The organism is Oligella sp. HMSC05A10 (assembly GCF_001808335.1).
GTDB classification, from domain to species: Bacteria; Pseudomonadota; Gammaproteobacteria; order Burkholderiales; family Burkholderiaceae_B; genus Oligella; species Oligella urethralis.
In genome coordinates this window covers 1-21,359 of sequence record NZ_KV792945.1, presented here as the reverse complement: position 1 = coordinate 21,359, position 21,359 = coordinate 1, and the positions used below count along the sequence as shown (strand labels likewise).

General features: G+C 48.1%; 19 protein-coding genes. 14 read left to right on the top strand and 5 right to left on the bottom strand.

The features are described 5' to 3' along the window. Window positions 1-213: 213 nt before the first annotated feature. Window positions 214-1,365 carry an aromatic ring-hydroxylating oxygenase subunit alpha gene (locus HMPREF3144_RS09095; RefSeq protein WP_036560248.1) on the top strand — a complete coding sequence of 384 codons (1,152 nt, stop codon included), beginning with the start codon at window positions 214-216 and terminating at the stop codon, window positions 1,363-1,365. A gap of 60 nt (window positions 1,366-1,425) precedes the next feature. Here HMPREF3144_RS09095 and HMPREF3144_RS09090 read toward each other — a convergent pair whose 3' ends face one another. Together HMPREF3144_RS09090 and HMPREF3144_RS09085 are read right to left on the bottom strand one after the other, a co-directional pair. Continuing rightward, window positions 1,426-2,286: a sulfurtransferase gene (locus HMPREF3144_RS09090; RefSeq protein WP_070477542.1), complete on the bottom strand. Its 861-nt coding sequence runs from the start codon at window positions 2,284-2,286 to the stop codon at window positions 1,426-1,428. Window positions 2,287-2,383: 97 nt separating this feature from the next. Further along, a complete protein-coding gene (locus HMPREF3144_RS09085) occupies window positions 2,384-3,265 on the bottom strand; it encodes a DMT family transporter (protein ID WP_070477540.1) in 882 nt (293 codons plus the stop codon). 129 nt (window positions 3,266-3,394) lie between these two features. Between HMPREF3144_RS09085 and htpX the strand changes: the two genes are divergently transcribed. Beyond that, window positions 3,395-4,267, top strand: coding sequence for a protease HtpX (gene htpX / locus HMPREF3144_RS09080; protein ID WP_018027168.1), 873 nt, complete (start codon window positions 3,395-3,397; stop codon window positions 4,265-4,267). A 119-nt stretch (window positions 4,268-4,386) separates the two neighbouring features. Here htpX and polA read toward each other — a convergent pair whose 3' ends face one another. Next, window positions 4,387-7,122: a DNA polymerase I gene (gene polA / locus HMPREF3144_RS09075; RefSeq protein WP_018027167.1), complete on the bottom strand. Its 2,736-nt coding sequence runs from the start codon at window positions 7,120-7,122 to the stop codon at window positions 4,387-4,389. Here polA and HMPREF3144_RS09070 point away from each other — a divergent pair. Then, the gene (locus tag HMPREF3144_RS09070; protein WP_246823938.1) at window positions 7,121-7,888 is read left to right on the top strand and encodes an LOG family protein; all 768 of its coding nucleotides are present in this window, start codon (window positions 7,121-7,123) and stop codon (window positions 7,886-7,888) included. The genes polA and HMPREF3144_RS09070 overlap by 2 nt on opposite strands. 21 nt (window positions 7,889-7,909) lie before the next feature. Here HMPREF3144_RS09070 and HMPREF3144_RS09065 read toward each other — a convergent pair whose 3' ends face one another. Next, window positions 7,910-8,347: a hypothetical protein gene (locus HMPREF3144_RS09065; RefSeq protein ID WP_141742767.1), complete on the bottom strand. Its 438-nt coding sequence runs from the start codon at window positions 8,345-8,347 to the stop codon at window positions 7,910-7,912. Window positions 8,348-8,538: 191 nt separating this feature from the next. Here HMPREF3144_RS09065 and leuS point away from each other — a divergent pair, with 191 nt between their 5' ends. The 11 genes from leuS to HMPREF3144_RS09010 all read left to right on the top strand — a co-directional run bounded on the left by leuS (window position 8,539) and on the right by HMPREF3144_RS09010 (window position 21,184). Further along, window positions 8,539-11,202: a leucine--tRNA ligase gene (gene leuS, locus HMPREF3144_RS09060; protein ID WP_070477534.1), complete on the top strand. Its 2,664-nt coding sequence runs from the start codon at window positions 8,539-8,541 to the stop codon at window positions 11,200-11,202. 2 nt (window positions 11,203-11,204) lie between these two features. Beyond that, window positions 11,205-11,780, top strand: a complete 576-nt coding sequence (gene lptE / locus HMPREF3144_RS09055; RefSeq protein ID WP_018027163.1) for an LPS-assembly lipoprotein LptE — start codon at window positions 11,205-11,207, stop codon at window positions 11,778-11,780. Continuing rightward, a complete protein-coding gene (holA, locus tag HMPREF3144_RS09050; RefSeq protein WP_070477532.1) occupies window positions 11,780-12,814 on the top strand; it encodes a DNA polymerase III subunit delta in 1,035 nt (344 codons plus the stop codon). Before lptE ends, holA begins: the two co-directional genes overlap by 1 nt. A 45-nt stretch (window positions 12,815-12,859) precedes the next feature. Then, window positions 12,860-14,176, top strand: a complete 1,317-nt coding sequence (locus tag HMPREF3144_RS09045; RefSeq protein ID WP_070477531.1) for a glutamate-5-semialdehyde dehydrogenase — start codon at window positions 12,860-12,862, stop codon at window positions 14,174-14,176. Between the two features lie 35 nt (window positions 14,177-14,211). After that, window positions 14,212-14,631, top strand: coding sequence for a CopD family protein (locus HMPREF3144_RS09040; RefSeq protein ID WP_018027160.1), 420 nt, complete (start codon window positions 14,212-14,214; stop codon window positions 14,629-14,631). 18 nt (window positions 14,632-14,649) lie between these two features. Beyond that, entirely contained in the window at window positions 14,650-16,296 is a 1,647-nt protein-coding gene (locus tag HMPREF3144_RS09035; protein ID WP_018027159.1) for a THUMP domain-containing class I SAM-dependent RNA methyltransferase, read from the top strand. A gap of 15 nt (window positions 16,297-16,311) precedes the next feature. Beyond that, window positions 16,312-16,851, top strand: coding sequence for an RDD family protein (locus tag HMPREF3144_RS09030; protein WP_048767928.1), 540 nt, complete (start codon window positions 16,312-16,314; stop codon window positions 16,849-16,851). Between the two features lie 101 nt (window positions 16,852-16,952). After that, window positions 16,953-18,314: an AMP-binding protein gene (locus HMPREF3144_RS09025; protein WP_070477528.1), complete on the top strand. Its 1,362-nt coding sequence runs from the start codon at window positions 16,953-16,955 to the stop codon at window positions 18,312-18,314. A gap of 26 nt (window positions 18,315-18,340) precedes the next feature. Continuing rightward, window positions 18,341-18,862 carry a gamma carbonic anhydrase family protein gene (locus HMPREF3144_RS09020; protein WP_018027156.1) on the top strand — a complete coding sequence of 174 codons (522 nt, stop codon included), beginning with the start codon at window positions 18,341-18,343 and terminating at the stop codon, window positions 18,860-18,862. 137 nt (window positions 18,863-18,999) lie between these two features. Continuing rightward, on the top strand, window positions 19,000-19,923 hold the full coding sequence (locus tag HMPREF3144_RS09015; protein ID WP_018027155.1) for an Hsp33 family molecular chaperone HslO: 924 nt from the start codon (window positions 19,000-19,002) through the stop codon (window positions 19,921-19,923). Window positions 19,924-20,146: 223 nt separating this feature from the next. After that, the gene (locus tag HMPREF3144_RS09010; protein WP_048767925.1) at window positions 20,147-21,184 is read left to right on the top strand and encodes a TadE/TadG family type IV pilus assembly protein; all 1,038 of its coding nucleotides are present in this window, start codon (window positions 20,147-20,149) and stop codon (window positions 21,182-21,184) included. Here the strand turns inward: HMPREF3144_RS09010 and HMPREF3144_RS11805 are convergent. Continuing rightward, window positions 21,165-21,359: hypothetical protein (locus HMPREF3144_RS11805; RefSeq protein ID WP_210394307.1), on the bottom strand; the 195-nt coding region annotated here is incomplete at its 5' end. The genes HMPREF3144_RS09010 and HMPREF3144_RS11805 overlap by 20 nt on opposite strands.

Here is a 21,359-nt window from a genome sequence, read left to right as displayed (position 1 = left end):
CAGCCTCCTAAAATTTCACTAATCCAACATTGTACGAAAATCCGTGCTTTTTGTCGCTAATTTTCAAAATTAGCAATGAACAATGGCTTAGATGATTAAAAAACCTTATAATTTTTGGTCTTATTTTTGCTTTTCAAACACAGCAATTTATCGACTCATGACCCTTGGTGAGTCGGTCTTCTTAATTTTCTTCTTATCATTCGGGGGGTTCTGATGAACGATAAAATCCAACAAGCTTCTCAACAGCTCATTGCCGAAGCCGATATTCCTGTTAATTACTATTTTGATGATGAGGTGTTTGCCAAGGAGCAAGAGCTTATCTTTAAAAATAGTGCCATTTATATTGCTAACGAATCCTATGTGCCCGAAAATGGTGACTGGTTCGCTTTAGCTCAAGATAATGCTGGACGCATCCTACTGCGTAATGGCGACCGTCTAGAGTTATTATCGAATGTCTGTCGTCATCGACAAGCCATTATGCTAGGTGGTCAGGCGGGTAATGTCACGGATCCCACCAACAATCGCGGTAATTTGAAAGCAACTGGCGGCAATATTGTCTGTCCACTACACCGCTGGACCTACGACAAATCGGGCCAGTTACTGGGCGCACCACACTTTAATGAGCAACCCAGCTGTAAAAACTTAAGTCGCTTTGAATTTAAAAATGTCAATGGCATGCTTTATGAGGGACCGCGTGACCCCGGCGCCGATATGGCGGCACTACTTAGCCTAGAGGAGTTTGACTTCTCCGACTATCAATTCGACCATATGGAAGTCCACGAATGTAACTACAACTGGAAAACCTTCATTGAGGTGTATCTAGAAGATTACCATGTGGAGCCCTTTCATCCTGGTTTAGGTCAGTTTGTCACCTGTTCCGACTTGCGTTGGGACTATGGTGAGTTTTTCAGCTCGCAACGAGTCGGGGTACACCAAGCCCTAGCTAATCCAGGTTCGGCCGCTTACCAGCGTTGGCATGATGAGTTATTAGCGTTCCGTGGTGGCACCGCCCCCGATTTCGGTGCGATTTGGGTCACCTACTTCCCCACGCAAATGATTGAGTTATATCCACACGTTTTAGTACTGTCAACACTCTACCCGGTGAGTCCACAAAAAACGCTTAATCTGGTGGAGTTTTACTATCCTGAAGAAATCCGTGCCTTCGAACGCGATTTTATTGAAGCACAAAAAGCCGCTTATATGGAAACCGCCATTGAAGATGATGAGATCGCTGAGCGCATGGATGCCGGTCGTCTAGCGCTGATGGAGCGCGGGGTGCAGGAATCAGGTCCCTATCAATCACCGATGGAAGATGGTATGCTCCACTTCCATCAGTGGTATAAAGGCATGATGCAGATAAAATAAGTCACTGCTAAGCCCATGCAATTTATCCGCATGGGCTTAGTTATGCTAGTGACTGCTATGCTAATGACCGGTTGCTACCGGCCGCTTCGGATCGCTAATCCACTCACTCCAAGAACCAGGATATAGCTTAGCCCCCTTGAGACCCGCTACCTCCATTGCCAGTAAATTATGACAAGCACTGATACCAGAGCCACATTGAGCCACTACCTCACTGGGCGGACGGACACCCAATAACTGACTAAACTCCTGGCGCAACACCTCAGCTGACTTAAACTGACCGTTTGCCTCCAAATTCTCGCTAAAAGGCCGATTCACTGCACCGGGGATATGCCCTGCCACGGCATCCATCTGCCCATCTTCGCCGCTAAAGCGTGCTGCTGCACGCGCATCTACCACTAAAAAGTCCTTGAGGCGAATATTAACCTCCACCTCATCCGCATTGACCCGACCACCGACCAAACGCGGTGCGTCTTGCCATTCAACGGCCGCCGCATACGCCACTGCGCCCTGCTCCAACTGCCCGCCGACCGCCTGCCAAGCAGCCATATCGCCATTTAACACCTGCACATGAGCACAACCAACCCAACGCAACATCCACCACAGACGCGCAGCAAAAATACCATTACTGCCATCATAAACAACATAGTGATCACTGGATTGCATACCTCGACTTGCTAATAAGGCCGCAAACTCGGCGCGCTCGGGCAAGGGATGACGACCATTGGTGCCATTAGGGCTTGCGGATAAATCCCTATCCACATCAAAAAACACGGCGCCCGGTAAATGCCCTTCTACATAGGCTCGACGTCCCCACTGCGGGTCTTGTAAACTGTGGCGTACATCAATCAGATGCACTTTGCTGGCGGCACTTTTGCTGTCTAACAAGATCTTTAAATCAGCGGCTGAAATCAAGGGGTTCATGGTGGTCTCCTTTAAAAATGGATTGCTCTTATCATTATTGCTTTAGTATAGACAAGATTATTCCAAAACACGCTAAAACGATGCGTCTCCTTAAGAATTACTCTCTCAATGCTTGCGAGGCACTCGCTTTACGAACGTTAAGCATGGTAGCCCAAGCGGACAAAGCACCGGCGCCAATCACACCTAAAATACCGAGCCAAACCCACAGGTCCGGTACATCCTCCCAAAACAGCACCCCTAAAAAGACAGCAAAAACAATGGTCATATACTGCAGCACCGCTGATAAAATCGGTGAACCTGAACCGTAAGCCTTAGTAATACAAAGCTGCCCCACCAAGCCGCTTAATCCGACCACCAGCAAAGCGGCCCATGCCTGTGCTGAGAGCCCTTGCAGATCATTACGATCAAGCGAGACTAAACCAACGGTAGTCACCACCACCGCAAAATAAAAGACGGTCAACCAAGTCGATTCACCCAATTGCCCTAATGAACGCAGTTGCATCATTGCCACCGCTGCACATACCGCTGAGCCTAAGCCCATCACAATCGCAATTAACTGGTCCTCAGAAAAACTCGGTCTCAATACCAAAAGCACACCGGCAAAGCCCAACAGACAGGTAAACAAGCGAAACCAATCCCTTTTTCCCTCGACCCCCTTGATAAAGACCCATAAGCCTATAAATATAGAAGAAGAGTAGTTTAAGGTGGTTGCGGTTGCTAGTGGTAGCACCGTATAGCAGTAAAACACCAAGCTTAAGGCCGTCACACCAAATAGATTACGCAAAAAGTGTAATCTATAGCTAAGCGGCTTTAGCGAATGCTTGGTAACGACTGCCCATACAAATATCAACACCACGGAGGGCAGACCGCGGGCCACAATTGTCAGCGCTAAGGGCACCTGCAAACCACCGAGAAACTTAACCGCCGCCCCCATACAAGCAAACATCAACGAGGCTAATAACATCCAAAAGGAATGCATAGAAAATCCTTAGCAATAGCTAAAAGCTGACATTTAGATAACATTTGGTGCTTGCCATTGTGAAGCGTATGCACCTAAAATTTACTATTAATTTTATCCCTTTTCCTACCTATTAAAAGTGAAAATCCTATGATGCGAATCGTTTTATTTCTTGCAACAAACTTGGCAATTATTTTAGTGCTGTCAATTACGACTAGCCTCTTCGGTTTAAACCGTTGGATGTCTGAGCAGGGGATTGATTACACTGCCCTACTCATATTTGCCTTGATTGTCGGTTTTACTGGCTCGATTATTTCTCTACTGCTGAGTAAGCCCATGGCTAAAATGAGCACGCGGGCACGGGTCATTAATCCACAACAGCCAGCGAATCGCCAAGAGGCCTGGTTGGTGGAAACCGTAGCACAATTCGCCCAACGTGCTGGTATCGGTATGCCAGAAGTGGCGATTTATGAGGGCGCACCCAATGCTTTTGCCACCGGTGCTTTTAAAAACGATGCCCTGGTTGCCGTGTCCACTGGTTTATTACAAAGCATGGATGAGGAAGAGGTCGCCGCCGTACTAGGCCATGAGATTGCGCACGTGGCAAATGGCGATATGGTGACCATGACCCTGATTCAAGGGGTGGTAAATACCTTCGTCATCTTCTTAGCGCGAGTGGTGGGCTTCTTTATCGACCGTGCAGTCTTTAAGAATGACCGTGAAGGCACAGGTCCCGGTTATTTTATTACCGTGATTGTTTTAGAGCTTGTGTTTGGTCTATTGGCCTCAATTATCGTGGCCTGGTTCTCACGCCAACGTGAATTCAGAGCAGATGCGGGGGCAGCTCAATTGATGGGCACACCACGTTCCATGATCAAGGCCTTACAGCGCTTGCAGCAAATGCAAGAAGGTGAATTACCCAAAAACATTCAGGCCTTAGGCATTTCCAATCATGCCAAAATGGCAAATTTATTTGCCACGCACCCGCCACTAGCCGTGCGTATCCAAGCCTTAAGTAACTAATCAGTGCAAGCACCGTCTCAAATCAGATTAAGACGGTGCTTTTTAATCTACTAAAAGCCGCAACGGCGCTTACTGAACCCTAACTCAATCGCACAGCAATACCATCAACTGCCTGCCATTTACTCGGCATCACGCCAATTTTCACCCACCGCCACTTCAGCGATCAAAGGTACGCTGAGTTCAGCCACACCACTCATTAATTCGGGCAAGGCTTGACGCATTAAGTCTTTTTCAGCTTCGGGTACTTCCAAGACAAGTTCATCATGCACCTGCATGATCATTAAGCTCTTAAGCTTTTTCTCATCAATAAATTTTTGTACGGCAACCATTGCCATTTTAATTAAATCGGCCGCCGTGCCCTGCATTGGCGCATTAATGGCTTGACGCTCAGCATTGGCTCGACGCGGTCCCTTGGCGCCCTGAATTTCTTTAAACCAGAGACGTCGACCAAAAACGGTTTCTACATAGCCCTGCTCCAACGCTTCTTGTTTAATGCGCTCCATATAATCAGCAACGCCTGGATAGCGCGCAAAATAACGATCAATATAAAGCTTCGCTGCATCTCGGCTAATATCCAACGTTTTAGCCAAACCAAATACGCCCATACCATATATCAGCCCAAAGTTAATTGCTTTAGCTGAGCGACGCTGATCGGCAGTCACCTCATCGATACTAGCTAGCGAGAAAATCTCCGCTGCCGTACTGCGGTGAATATCTTGACCCTCCGCAAAGGCTTTGCGTAAGCCCTCGTCGCCAGAAATATGTGCCATCACGCGCAATTCGATTTGTGAATAATCCGCTGCCATTATCACCTTGCCCGGTTCTGCAATAAAAGCCCTGCGAATACGACGTCCTTCCTCGCTACGCACCGGAATATTTTGCAGATTTGGATCCGATGAGGAGAGACGTCCCGTTACCACGGAAGCTTGGGAATAACTCGTATGCACTCGTCCGGTCGCCGGCCAAATCATGGCGGGTAGCTTATCAGTATAAGTAGACTTCAATTTAGCAAGGCTACGATATTCAAGAATAAGTTTAGGGAGAGGATAGTCCTCGGCTAAGCGGTTAAGCGTTTCCTCATCGGTTGAGGGAGCACCCTTGGGGGTTTTTTTAATGACTGGCAAAGCCATTTTCTCGAAGAAAATCTCGCCCAGTTGCCGTGGTGAATTCAGATTAAAGGCTTCCCCCACCATCGCATGCGCTTCTTGTTCCAATTCATCAAGACGCTCAGCAAAGGCACGGCTTTGTTCATTTAAGGATTTTTCATCAACCCTAACCCCATTACGCTCAATCGTGGTCAACACCGGGGAAACCTGCATTTCCAGCTCATAAATACGCTTAAAACCTGGCTCCGCCTCAATTAAGGGCAGCATCACCTGCATTAACTGTAAGGTTACATCTGCATCTTCACAGGCGTATTCGGCGGCCTTTTCGATCGCTACCTGATCAAAGCTAATGGCTGAGGCGCCCTTGCCACAAATCTGCTCATAGCTGATGCCACTGCGCCCTAAGTAACGCTGCATCAGCTCCTCCATGCCGACTCGCTTCGAGGAATCCAGCACATAGCCCATCAGCATGGTGTCATGCTGAATACCGCCTAATCGTACACCCTCATTTGCTAACACATGGGTGTCAAATTTGGCATTTTGCAACACCTTTTTAGCTTGCTCACTTTCTAGCCAAGGGCGCAGCTGCTCTAACACCCGTGCTTTACTCAGTTGCTGCTGTTGCTCGTCCAACACCGAGCTTTGATGCCCGACCGGAATATACCAGGCCTGACCCGGCTTAACTGACATGGATAAGCCAACCAAGCGGGCAGCCATTGAGTAAAGACCATCGGTTTCCGTGTCCAAAGCCACTATCTCAGCCTGCTGAAGCACAGCAAGCAAATCCTTTAGTTGTGCTTCAGTGGTGACGGTTTGATAGTCAATCACTGCTGGTGCTGCAGGCACCACATCAGCCTCAACCCTCGCATCCTGCGCCGGAATCGCTTCTGGATCACCAGTTAATTCACGTAACCAGGTGCGGAAACCGTATTTTTGAAAAATATCAATTAAAGTGGCTTTGTCCTGCGCCAAGGGACGGAGATCGTCCGGCGTATCAATGGCCTCCGGTAAATCGCAATCATCTTTAATCGTGACCAAGCGGCGCGTCATTTCAAAGGTGGGAATAAACTCACGCAAATTTTGGCCTACCACCCCCTTGATGTTATCGGCATGTGCGATGATACTATCCAAGGTACCGTATTCCTCAAGCCATTTAACAGCGGTTTTAGGACCTACCTTAGGTACCCCAGGGATATTATCTGAGGTGTCCCCCATCAACATTAAATAGTCGATGATCTGCTCCGGCTTGACACCATAACGCGCCTTGACTCCCTCAATATCCATCACCTGATTACTCATGGTATCAATTAAGGTGACGTGCTCATTCACTAGTTGCGCCATGTCCTTATCACTGGTGGAGATAATCGATTCAATGCCGTTATCCGTGGCTTTTTTGGCCAGGGTAGCAATCACATCGTCGGCCTCAACCCCCTCGAGCGCAATCACCGTCCAACCCATGGCACGGATGGCGTCGTGAATCGGTTTTATCTGAGAACGTAAATCATCGGGCATGGGTGGCCGATTACCTTTATACTCTTTATAGATATCGTCTCTAAAGGTTTTACCCTTAGCATCGAAGACGCAAGCCATATAATCAGGATTATAATCTTGATTTATCTTGCGCATCATATTCATGACGCCGTAGATTGCCCCGGTGGGCTCACCCAGGGCATTCCGTAGGTTCGGCATCGCAAAAAATGCGCGATATAAATAGCTTGAGCCATCAACAAGTAATAAGGTTTTTTTCATGTCCATCAATAAAGAAAATTTAACTGTAGACTCCGATCTTACAGTAGAAGATAAGGCTGAAAACGCTAAACAAGTCAGTCGCACGGAAATGAAGCAAGTCGAAGCTTCAAAAGCTGATACGGTCAATGATCAGGTAGCTGAAATTTCTCAGGAGCTGGCGACCGCAGCACAACACCTACTGCATATCAATAAGGCCGTGAGTATTTTCGGCAGTGCACGCACAGCAAAAGACTCTTTGTACTATAACAAAACCATTGAGATCAGTAAATTGCTCGCTCAAGCGGGCTTCAGCATCATTTCTGGTGGTGGCCCGGGGGTGATGGAAGCGGCCAATAAGGGCTGTTTTGAAGCGGGTGGCCACAGCATCGGTCTCAATATCAAACTGCCGCATGAGCAGCATGATAACGCTTACCAGTCCGAAAGTCTTTATTTTAAATACTTTGTTTCCCGCAAAACCACCTTCTTTATGAATAGCGCAGCCTATATTATGATGCCGGGTGGCTTTGGTACCATGGATGAGGTATTTGAGACCTTAACCCTGATACAAACAGGCAAAGCGCATCGTGCGCCCATCGTTTTTGTAGGCAGTGAGTTCTGGTGCGGCCTTGTGGATTGGATTAAACAGCAACTACTGGCTAATGGTTACATCTCTGCGCCTGATTTAGATTTATTTATTATTGAAGATGAGCCGGAGAAAATTGTCGCCTATATAGAAGACAGGTACGAGACATACTGCCAAAGTACGGTCTGCTTTGGCTTACGCTAAGACCCATTCACCAGGTGCTTGCTATGGCGCCTCGTCAGGATCATTCTTAGCATTCGGATCCAGATTCAGCGGACCGCTCAGATTATCACGCTGGGCGGCAGCTGAATTATCAGGATGCGTGCTACCCTGGCGCGCAATATCCTCCTGCTCTTGTACCGGTGGACGACAAATCAAATGCACCGATTGAGCCTGTATCCCCTGGCTGCGTAGCGCAGCTTTCAAGGCTTCGCTAACATAGCGTTCACGCCGCACCTCAACAGCGACCACCTCCCCCTCATACTTGGCACAGGCCTCACGTAAACCCTGCTCGCACACCGTCGCATCAGCCTCAACGCAAGTAAGCTCAAAATGCACATCACCCTCGGTATACATGGGCTTGGTCTTGCAAGCAGTCAGCGCCAAAGCCATCAGAGCACAGAGGGTAAAGCGATAAAAATGCGTGGAACGTTGAAGAGTCATAGCCAGTATTATTGATTATTCACACCCCGGATAAAGAACCGTAAAAAAGCCAATCAAGGGTATAATGAAGTATTTACTTAGGCTGATTAAGCATGCAATCAGCGCTAGCAGGAAAAGCAGCCTCAATTATAACTGCTTTTTTCAGCTAAGAAACGCTAACTTTGATCACTATTCTCTCTAGAAGTCTATCTATGCAAGAACATTACCATGCTTCTGCTGTTGAAAAAGAAGCACAGACCATTTGGCAAGAACACGATGTCTACCGTGTGGTAGAGGGCACCAAAAACGCCGCCGGCGAAGAAAAACCTAAATTCTATGCTTGCTCCATGTTGCCCTATCCTAGTGGTAAGCTCCACATGGGTCATGTTAGGAACTACACCATCAATGACGTCATGGCACGCCAACTCAGAATGCGCGGCTATAACGTCTTGATGCCGATGGGCTGGGACGCTTTTGGTATGCCTGCGGAAAATGCCGCCATCAAATCCAAGGTACCGCCTGCAACATGGACTTACGATAATATTGCCTATATGAAAAAGCAGATGCAGTCCATGGGCTTAGCCATTGACTGGTCTCGTGAAATGTGTGCTTGCGATCCAGAATACTATCGCTGGAACCAATGGCTTTTTCTTAAAATGTTGGAAAAAGGCATTGCCTACCGTAAAACCCAAGTGGTTAACTGGGATCCTGTCGATCAAACCGTCTTAGCGAATGAGCAGGTGGTTGATGGTCGCGGTTGGCGCTCTGGAGCCTTAGTTGAAAAGCGTGAGATTCCCGGCTATTACTTAAAAATCACTGATTACGCCGAGGAGCTACTGGATTACACCAAAAACCACTTAGACGGCTGGCCTGAGCGGGTCCGTTTGATGCAGGAAAACTGGATTGGTCGCAGTGAGGGCGTGCGTTTTGCCTTTACTCATGACATTCGTGATGGCGCTAATCAGTTGATTCAAGACGGCCGTCTATACGTCTTTACGACGCGTATTGATACCATTATGGGGGTGACTTTCTGCGCCGTGGCACCGGAGCACCCATTGGCGGTTGAAGCGGCGCGACGTGATGACAAGGTTGCCGCGTTTATTAAAGAAGCAATTAAAGGTGGCACCAGCGAAGCAGATTTAGCGACCAAAGAAAAAGAAGGTGTGCCTACCGGTCTCTATGTCACTCACCCTATTACCGGCGACAACATTGAGGTCTGGGTTGGTAACTATGTCTTAATGAGCTATGGTGACGGCGCTGTTATGGCCGTACCGGGGCACGATGAGCGTGACTTTGCCTTTGCACTGAAGTACCAACTACCGATTGTGCAAGTCATTGATATTGAGGGCCGCGCCTATTCGACGACACAATGGCAGGACTGGTATGCGGACAAAGAAGGGGCCAAGCTGATCAATTCCGGCGAATACAACGGTCTCAGCATTAGTGAAGCAGTCGATAAAATCGCCGACTTGATGGTAGCCAAGCAATTAGGTGAGAAAAAAGTCACTTGGCGCATTCGTGATTGGGGTATTTCCCGCCAACGTTATTGGGGCACCCCTATTCCTATTATTCACTGCCCTAGTTGCGGTCCAGTACCAGTGCCTGAAAAGGATCTACCAGTGGTATTACCGGAGCATCTTATTCCCGATGGTAGTGGTAACCCCTTAAATAAATGTGAGGAGTTCCTGCAGGTAACGTGCCCTTGTTGTGGCGCAGATGCCAAGCGTGAAACTGACACCATGGACACCTTTGTGGACTCTTCGTGGTACTTTATGCGCTATGCCTCCGCTGCCAATCACGAAGCCATGGTAGATGAGCGCAATAATTACTGGATGCCGATGGATCAGTATATCGGCGGGATTGAGCATGCGGTGATGCACCTGCTTTATGCACGCTTCTGGACCAAAGTGATGCGCGACATGGGTCTCTTAGCGTATGACGAACCATTTGTTAAATTGTTGTGCCAAGGAATGGTACTCAACCATATATATTCACGCCGCAATGCACTTGGTGGCATTGAGTATTTTGCCCCTTCCGAGGTGGACAATATCTTAGATGCCAAGGGTAATATCATTGGTGCCAAATTAAAAAGTGATGGCTCCGAGATCAGCTACGACGGTATCGGCACCATGTCCAAATCCAAAAACAATGGTATTGATCCACAACACTTAATTGATACCATGGGGGCAGACACAGCACGTTTATTTGTGATGTTTGCGAGCCCACCGGAGCAAACACTTGAGTGGTCTGGAAGTGGCGTGGACGGCTCCAACCGCTTTTTACGTCGCCTTTGGAATTATTGCTACAAGCACCAAGATGAGATTCGACAGGCTCAAGATAACATCGACTGGGCGGCTCAAGAGGAGCTGGCGCAAGCCATCAAAGACTTACGTCTTGAGACTTACTCACTCTTAAAGCAAGCGGATTATGACTATAGCCGAATTCAGTACAATACTGTCGTCTCGGCGAATATGAAGTTGTTAAATGCATTAGAAGCGGCGCAATTGCCAGCAGGTGAGTTGGCGCAGCACGCAATTCGTGAATCGGTATCAATTCTTTTACGTATGCTCTATCCGGTGGTGCCACATATTACTTGGCATCTCTGGCGCGCCCTGGGTTTTGCCGAGACTTATGGTGATTTACTGGATGCACCATGGCCAGTCGTGGATGAAGCGGCACTAGTGGCTGATGAAATCGAGTTAGTGCTACAGATTAATGGTAAATTACGCGGTTCCATGATGGTGCCTAATGACGCCGATCAAGCGCTGATTGAACAAACAGCACGTGAACATGAGGCGGTTGAGCGCTTCCTTGAGGGGCGTCCGATTAAGCGGGTCATTGTGGTGCCGGGACGATTAGTGAACGTGGTAGGATAAGCATGAGTTATCAGCGATTGAGCGCTGCTAGAGCTCAAGCTTTAGCACCCACCGTTAAGCAAGCGGCTGCTTTTTTAGTACTCCTGATGTTGGTGGTGAGTCTGGCAGCATGCGGCTTTAAGCTGCGTGGCGCTACGCCCCTGCCCTTTACTAGTTTATATACCAACATCAATAGCCAGAGCTCTTTTGGCAGCCAGATTATTCGTGGTATCCGTGCCAACTCACCGCATACCCGAATTGTCGACACGGCCGAAGAGTCCGAAGTACGATTATTACAACTTAATAATCGCCGTACTCGCAAAGAGGTATCACTGACGGTAGACGGTAAGGTAGAGGAATACGAATTAGGCCTCTACATCAGCTTTACCCTAGTCGATAGTGCTGGGAATAGCTTATTAGAGCCAACCACCCTCTCCAGTCTGCGTTTATTACCCTATGATGAGGATAATGCCGACGCCAAAGCGGCTGAGATGCAACAACTTTATGCCGATATGGAGCGTAATATCGCTAATTCTATTTTGCAACGAATTACCTCAGATGAGGTAATTCAGCGTTATCAAGCATTACACACGCATTAATGGCCAAGTTTAATCCTGCTACCATCAATCTACAAGCAGCGCCGGCACCGCTCTATTGTGTGGCCGGTGATGAGCTGCTGTTAAGAATTGAAAGCGTCGATACACTCCGGCATTGGGCGCAACAGCATGATTACAGCGAACGTAGTTCGCTTAGCCTTAGCGCCACCGACGATTGGGGTGTGATTGAGGAGTTTACCCAAAGCCTGTCACTATTTGCGGAACGTAAAATTCTGGAGCTCGTCATCCCCACCGGTAAGCCCGGCACCAAAGGCGCTCAGGCCTTAATACGTTTAGCCGAGGAAGTCAGGCAAGGACGCTTGGTGGATACGGTGGTCATTATCAGCTTACCGAAATTAGACTTTCAGACGACAAAGGCAAAATGGTGGCAAAGCCTTTCCGCTGCAGCCGAGGTTTATGAATTACCGATTATCCAACGAGAGCAACTCCCGGCTTGGATTACTGAACGTTTAAAGCGCCAACAGCAAAGCGTAGACAGAGAAACGCTAGCGTGGATTGTGGATCGTGTGGAGGGCAATCTCTTTGCCGCTCATCAGGAAATCATCAAACTCGGTCTGATGTATCCCGAGGGTGACATTAGCTTTGAAGCGATTCAACAATCGATTCAAGATGTGGCACGTTTTGATGTGATGTCACTCAGTAGTGCCATGCTGCAGGGGGATGCCACTCGCACCCGACGGATTATTGAGGGCTTGGCGGCCGAAGGTGAAGCCCTGCCTTTGATCCTGGGTTTTATGATGACAGATATTCGTCATCTATATCACTTAGCCGTGGCTCGTTCCAAGGGCTTAAACCCGTCAAGCCAACTACGCTCGCTCTATCTACGCCCACCCAAATCAAACTTGATTTTACGGGCTCTAGAACGTTTAAGCTTAATGCAGCTGATGGGCTTGATTCAACACGCCCATGATGTGGATCGCATTTTAAAGGGTATCCCGGTGGAGGGGCGCTTAAACGATCCCTGGCAAGAGCTGCTACGGCTTGCTCTAAAAATCGTTAATCCTCAAGCGGTATAGCCATTTTTATCATTATATTTTAAATTTCAACTACTTAATCGCCTTATGAACACTCAGTCTACTCACTCTTCCGACTTGTCCATACAGGACTATTTGCGCCAATTAGGAAAACAAGCGCGTGAAGCATCACGCAGTCTGATGCGTCTCAGTGATCAAAAAAAATCAGCAGCATTGCTAAGCTTAGCCGATTTGATTAATGATAATAAGGCCTTTTTATTAGCTGAAAATGCCAAGGACGTGGCCAAAGCCAAAGCCAATCAACTCGAGGCTGCTTTATTAGATCGCTTAACCCTAACTGAAAAATACCTTGATATTATGCAAAGGGGTTTGCGTCAAATCGCCGCTATGCCTAATCCAGTAGGCTCACTGTCAGCCACCACGGTACGTCCAAACGGCATGCGGGTAGCGCAAATGCGTGTGCCCATCGGCGTCATCGGCATTATTTATGAATCGCGCCCTAATGTCACGGTTGATGCGGCGGCACTCTGTCTAAAGTCTGGCAATGCTTGTATTTTACGAGGCGGTAGTGAAGCCTTTTACTCTAATCAGGCCTTTGCTAAGTTAATTGCCCAAAGCCTTAAAGCCAATGATCTACCGGAGTACGCGGTGCAAGTAGTGGCAACCACCGATAGGGCTGCCGTGGGTGAATTAATTCGTCTAAGTGAATATGTTGATGTGATTATTCCACGCGGCGGTAAATCCCTCTTGGCGCGCTTGGCTGAAGAAGCCAAGGTGCCGATGATTATGCACCTGGACGGTAATTGCCATATGTATTTGGATCAGTATGCTAATCATCAGATGGCGATTGATTTGGCTTTTCATGCTAAAACACATCGCTATGGTATCTGCGGCGCCTTAGAAACCTTATTAATTGATGAAAGTATTGCGGCAGCGATTTTGCCCGAACTAGCTCGAAAGTTTCAAGCGCATGGGGATGAGATGCGAGTTTGTCCACAAAGTAAAGCAATCTTGGTAGCTGCGGGCTTGCAATCGAATGAGCAAGCAGCCATCAAGGATGCTACTGAAGAAGATTGGGCCACGGAGTTCCTCGGTCCAATTATTGCGATTCGCATCGTTCAATCGATTGATGAAGCCATTGAGCATATCAGCCAATACGGTTCCGGTCATACCGAGTCAATTATTACTGACAATCTGCAGCGTGCCGAACATTTCCAGTTAGCCGTTGGTTCCAGCTCGGTTTACGTCAATTTACCGACGGTATTTGCGGATGGTTTCGAATACGGTTTAGGCGCTGAAATCGGCATTTCCACCAATCGCTTACATGCACGTGGCCCCGTCGGGCTAGAGGGGCTGACTACCTACAAGTGGGTATTAAATGGCAATGGTCAACAGCGTGGCTAAGCTCAAATTCATGTTCAATTATTAAGGAAAGACTCATGGCTTATCTCTGGTATAAGGTGTTACACATCGTTTTCTTTGCTTCATGGTTTGCTGGCTTATTTTATCTGCCACGCATCTATGTCAACTTGGCTACCCAAACACCCGGCTCCGAGGGCTACACCCTGCTTTTGGGCATGGCAAAACGTCTGTTACGCTTTATGAGCATCATTGCTGTGGTCAATCTGATATTCGGTGTGTTGCTCATTAGTGTTATCGGCATGAAGCATGGCTGGTTGCATTTCAAATTACTGTTGGTGTTTTTTGTTTTTGTTTACCATTACTATTGCTATGTGATTTATCAACGCTTTGCGACGCAAAGCAATCAACAAACGCATCGCTTTTATCGCTGGTTCAATGAGATTCCTGTGATTTTAATGCTGGCGATTGTGTACTTAGTTATTTTCAAACCTTTTTAGTGGCGGGTAAATTAGCCTATGTCAACACATGATTCTTCCAAAAGAAGCACCCTATCACTTAACCCCGATGCTAAAAAGGGTACCACCGCAGCTCGTAAAGCGGCTCGTCAGCGTACCGGACCACGCGCTCGTCGTTTAGAACAGGCGGCGTACGAACAGGGTCAAGGCAAGATTTCTGCACGCACCCTCGCACGCACTGGGGTCAGTCCGGAAAAATTAAAAACGGATAAAAATCTTGCCTACCGTCTTTCAAAACATGGCATGACGGAGCAACGCCTAGCCAAACAAGCAGCCGCCAAAGAAGCGCATCGCCCCCAACGTCAGCCAGCCGATGTGCCCACCAGCGCATGGAACCCGCAACGTAAGAGCGATGATGAAGGAGCGCTGCGCCGCCGTGAAGCCCGAGGCGTCAGTAACCAGCGTCGTATGCTTAGTGAGAGCCGTCCCACTACGCCGCGCCTAGACCCGAGACCGGGTCGTCCAGCCCCACAAGGCATTAACTATCAAGCCGAGTCACCAGAGCTTGTAGCCACTGCCTTTGCGACTTGCCCTCAGGGTTTAGAAGAAGCATTAAGCAAGGAACTACAGCATTTAGGCTTTAAGGAGATTAGCGCAGGCCGCTCTGGCGTTTATTTCCAATGCGATTGGTTGGGTATGATGAAGGCTAATTTATACAGTCGTTTAGCCACCCGCATTTTATTGCAAGTAGCGCAAGCAGAAGTCCAGCATGAAGAGGATATTTATGCCTTGGCACTGCGCACGCCTTGGGAGCACTTCTTTGGCCCTGAACACACCTTAAGAGTGGATACCTCAGCCATACGGAGCCCGATGCAAAGCCTACACTTTTGCAACCTAAAAGCAAAAGATGGTATTGTCGATCGCATTCGTGAAAAAGAAGGCGCTCGCCCCTCCATTGATACCGTCAGACCAGATGCCAAGGTGCATCTATTTCTCTATCGCAATCAAGCCACCCTCTATTTAGACACCTCCGGTGAATCGCTCTTCAAGCGCGGTTGGCGCCTCGATAAGGGCTCGGCACCACTACGCGAAAACCTCGCTGCCGGCATGTTAGCACTCTCTGGTTGGGAACCTGGACAAGCACTGCTAGACCCCTTTTGCGGTAGTGGCACCATCTTAATTGAGGCCGCTTGGTGGGCACAAAACGTACCGCCTGGTTTGCATCGTCCGTTTCAGTTTATGCGCCTACGCAATCACAACCGACCGCTGTGGCATGAATTACGAGATGCGGCCTTTAGCCAGATTAAACCGAGCCTGGATACACCATTGTATGGCTCGGACATTTCCCCTGAGGCGATTGAAGCAGTACGTGCCAATATGGAAAGAGCGAATCTCAACCCCAATACCATTAAGTTGCAAGTCGCTAATGCATTAACCATTGAGGCCCCTTGCCCAAGCGGCGTAATTATCACCAACCCACCCTATGGGGAGCGTCTAGAAAGTGGTCAAGATGATATTTGGCTGCCTTTTTCTGGCCGTTTAAAGCAACAGTTTGACGGCTGGCGAGTCAATATTATTAGCAGTGATTTGGAGCTGCCTAAGAAGTTACGCCTCAAAGCGCAACGCCGTATCCCGCTCTACAATGGTAATTTAGAAACTCGCATGTTTGTGTTTGAGATGGTGCGCGAGAGTTTTCGCGATCAATAAATTAAGCATAGCCCTATGACTGAAAACAAGCTAAGTCCACACGCTGATGTAACTGTTACGACCGCAACAACCGATCGTTATCCTCGACGTTTAAAGCTCTTTGCCAGCATGATGTATGAAGGCATGTTGCTCTTTGGTTTAATTTTTGTGGGCGCCTATATTTTCGATACACTGACTCAAAGCCATGAAGCAGAACGCTTAATGTGGCAACGACAATTAGCCCTCTTTCTATTACTCGGCGCATACTTTTTACTTTCTTGGTTCAGACGTGGGCAAACGGTGGCAATGAAGGCTTGGGGGATTGTACTGCATAATAAACGACAGCCACGCCTTACTTGGCTTCAAGCCATTGCTCGTTATGTCCTCATGTGGGTGTTACCCTTAAGCGGGGCCTTTATAGTGCAACAGATCGCGCTGGCGGTGGGTTGGAATTCGATTAGCATATTTATTATTTTCTGCCCCTTTTTAAACTTAGTGCCGACCCTCTTTCGCCGGGATCGTCAAATGTTACACGACGTCTTGGTCGGCACTGAGCTGATAAATAATAAAAAATAGCTACTAGCTAAAAATTCTAAAAATGTTAAAATTAGAAGTAATATTGCAAAAATCTGTGTATTTCGTAGGCTTTTTATCGCATTTACTTCACTTCTTATACCATGACTGATCAATATCAAGACCTATACCAGTCGTACCGATGGTTGGTGCCTGAGCAATTCAATATTGCCGATTACTGTTGCCACCGTTGGGCTATTAACCCCCAAGAAGTGCGTCATCAAGCTGCCATTTACTTTGAAGACCAAGTGGGTCAATTGACGATGTATTCCTATCGTCAACTTTCCGAGCGTGTCAATAAATTAGCCAATGGCTTAGTGCGCATGGGTGTGCAGCCCCAAGACCGTATTATTATCAGCTTACAGCATTCTGCTGATAGTGCGGTAGCGGTGCTTGCTGCCTTCACTGTCGGAGCGATTGCGGTACCACTAACTGCTGGCTTGAGTAGCTATCAATACGCCCCTCGTGTCATCGATAGTCAGGCTAAAGTAGCCATTATCGATAAGCATACCTTGGCACCCTTTATGGCGTCCTTGGATAATCACACCCTGGTTAAGCAAATTATCGGCGTCGACACCGAGGACGATCGTCTGATTTCGCTTGAGACCTTATTAGCACGTCAGCCGAGCCAATTCAATCGGATTAATACACTTGCCGATAGCCCAGCCATGATGGTCTATCCCCAACCCGAACCCAGTCCGGAGCCTTTGGATCGTAAGATCAAGCATGAGATTCCCTTTGATCCAAATCTCAAAGCCACCATCTTAAGTCATCGCGCCTTAATCGGTGCGCTGCCCGGCTTTGTTGCTTCACAAAACTGGTTCCCTCAGGAAAATGATATTTTCTGGTCCTCCTATGATTGGAATAGCGGCCTCGGCCTAATCAATGCCTTATTGCCCGCCTTATACTTCGGCCATTCGATTGTGGGTTGCCCTAGCGGTCGCACCATACCCCGTCTCTTTACCCTACTAGAGCATTATCAAGTGACTAATATCCTCACCACAGCGGAGGAATTAGAGCGCATTCGTGATTATGATGAGACCTTGCCTGCCTTTGATTTAGCCATTCGCTGCATTGCCATTCCCGATCATGAAAAAACCACAAGCTTAAATGCGTGGGTTAAGCGGCGTTTTAATGCCACGCTAAATGGTATCTACTCGGATGTGGCTTTTGTTTATCTGGCAGGCGACAGTGCCGAAAAATGGCCTGATCGTGAAAACAGCATGGGCCATATCTACCCCGGTCGTCGCTTCAGTATCATTGATGATGAGGGGATGCGGGTTGCCGTCGGGACCAAGGGAGTATTAGCGGTCGCTGCGATTGATTATCATGGCCACGATGATCCCGGTCTTGCCACGCATTATTGGCAACAAGCGCAAATTCACGAAATTGAGACAGTAGACGGCTGGTATAGCACCGGCATTGCCGCTTACCAAGACGAAGACGGCTATATTTTTAGAGTGTAGCCATTCTATTTCACTGAGGAGAGCAAATGGCCATCTATGAATTAGGCGATCTTAGACCAAGCATTGATCCCAGTGCCTTTGTGTTTGAGGGAGCGATTTTAATCGGTCAAGTGACGCTCAAAGCGAATGTCAGCATTTGGCCAGGGGTAGTGATCCGGGCTGATAATGACAGCATCATTATTGATGAGAACTCCAATGTGCAAGAAGGGTCAGTGCTGCATATTGATCGCGGCACCCCACTCTATATTGGCAAAAACGTCACCGTAGGTCATAAGGTGATGCTGCATGGCTGTACCATCGGTGACGGTAGTCTCATTGGCATGAGTGCGACGATTTTAAATCATGCGGTTATCGGCAAAAACTGTATTATCGGTGCCGGTGCCTTGATTCCTGAGGGTAAAATCATCCCGGATAATTCGGTTGTCGTTGGCGTAGCCAAGATTGTGCGCGAGGTCACTGCAGAGGATCTGGCGCGTAGTCACGAAGGTACGCGTCATTATGTAGAGCAAGGCAATAACTATCGTGAAAAGTTGAAACGCATTGATTAGTGCAGCCTCTAACACACAGTCCCAGCCATTCCCTTGCCCTTGAAAAAAAAGCACGATAGCCGCATATAGTGCTTTTAGCCCTTTTATAAGCGTATTGTATCTATCCGTTTTTCGCTATACAGCATTAGCCCTATTCTATGAGTGATTTATTAAAAAAGTATCTATTTGCCGATCGCAGTTTGCGTATTCAAACCGCCAATCTTCAACAGACTTGGCAAGATGCTCGTCAGCATCAACAACACCCTAAGGTGATTGAAAAGCTCTTAGGTGAGCTTTGTGCCGCTGCAGTTTTATTGGCTTCAAATATTAAGTTTGAGGGTAGCCTGGTATTGCAACTGCAGGGCGATGGTCCGATTGCACTGATTGTGGTTGAATGCGGCTCCGATTTGCGCTTACGAGCGACGGTCAAGTTGCGTCAAGAATATGCCATTAAAGAAAATGCCACTTTTCAAGAATTACTGAACCCTAATCGTAGTGGTCGTTTTGTGGTAATTTTAGATCTTAAAGACCGCCAAGAGGGTCAACAAGCTTATCAAGGCATTGTCGATTTACAGGGTAATAGCGTTGCCGAAGTCTTGGAAAACTACATGCGTAGCTCCGAGCAATTAGAAACCTATATACGCCTTGCTGCCGATGATAACAAAGCTAGCGGCATCCTATTACAGCGCTTAGCTAGTAGTGGTGGCATCAGTATTGATAAAGAAAAGGCGGCGGAAAACTGGGAAAAAGCAGGTCATTTTATGCAGACCGTCAGCAGCCAAGAGCAATTAATGCTTGACGAGGATGAATTAGTGCATCGCTTATTCTGGGAAGATCAACTGATCAAAACGGATGCTGACCAGCCCATCCAATGGTACTGTAGTTGCAGCCGACAAAAGGTAGCCGATATGCTTCATATGCTAGGGATTACTGAGGTCGAGTCGATTTTAGAAGAGCGCGGCGCAGTTGACGTGAACTGCGATTACTGTGGCAAGCCCTATCACTTTGATGCCATTGAATGCGCCCAGCTCTTTATTGATAAAGATAAATTAGCGGCACACAGCAGTCCTACCACGCATTAAGTCATCGAGGCATTTTTATCCCTTCTAGGCGGTGCCGGCAGAATTACCCAGCACCGCACGGCAACTAGGGCGGCTAGGCTTTGAGTGAGGCCCTATGAAGCCAACGCCTGCCCTCGCCGCTTTTGTTCAATTAGCCATAAAAGCGCGATGGCACATCGTGCGAAGCACATAATACGTAGTCTTGTGTATTGTTGCTGCACATCGATTAAGGCATACTTTTTTTATGAAAAAATATGCCTTAACCTCCTCCACACTCCGCTCTCAGCAAGGTGCTGCCGTGATTGAGTTTTTAGTCACGGCCGTACCCATCCTGCTACTGGGATTAGGTGCCACTGAAACAACTCGCTGGTATATGCATAAGCAGCATGTACGGCTTGCGCTACTTGAAGCACAACGGGTTGCTGCGGTATCGCATGCCAAACCGGAACGTATCATAGCTAGCTTTGAAGAGGGTTTAAAGCCCTTATTTGCACCAGCAGGTCGACACGCCAGTATTGAAGCGCGTCGCGATGATTACTTAGCTGAAGTAAGTCGCAACAGCGGCACCTCGCCCTGGCGCATCACCATTACCTCACCCACCACAGCACATTTTAAGGATTTCAGTCAGGCCGACTTGGCGATTGCCCGCAGTACTGGTTTTGCCGCCATTAATAATAATTACCAAGCCGAGCAACATCAAGCCAAACCACGCGGTCTTAACTCCCAAGAAAGTATTTTTGAAGCCAATATTCTCAGCGTGGATCTCATCTATCCCTATAAGCCCCTTGTGCCAGGTGTCGCTACCCTGATGAAGTTACTCCAGCGTAGTGATTCAGCACTTCAGCAAAGCTATCAAGATGCTGGTTATTTGGCAATGGCGCTAAGCGCTCATATCGGCATGCAGTCACACCCCGTACTATGGCCTAATAGTCCAGACGCTAAAGTGATTTGGCAGCATCAGCTGGCTGCAAATGAGCGCTTAATTAGCTCCGCAACGGATAGCTTGCAGCCAATCAGCAACTGTAACGGTATTTGGTGCCCATTATCCTCTAGCCAAAAGGCATCTGGCGCAACAGCTGCTAGCGCGCCAAACAGCAGTGGCGGTGCGCACGGTAGCTATCCTGAGCGGCCCGATTATCAAGCTCCTGGTGGCGGACAAGTGGCGACGGAGGACAGCTCAATCAAGCCAAGTGATAACTCAGCCGTGCTCGGCGATAGCTCCGGCAGCGGTAGCAGTCAGCTTGATGATCCGCTTTGCGGCACTAGTCTATGCTGCGTTTAATTGCTACTAGCGCATTGCGCATACGCTTCGAGTCCAAGACAACGATTAGCATCGTTCTATCAATTTCACGCTTAAGCATGCCACTTGCTGATGCACAATGATTGACATCCTCCCCGGCCTGAAGGCCGGAGATTCCTACGGCGCTCACTTCACAGGCGAACCGGGCGTGTCCCGC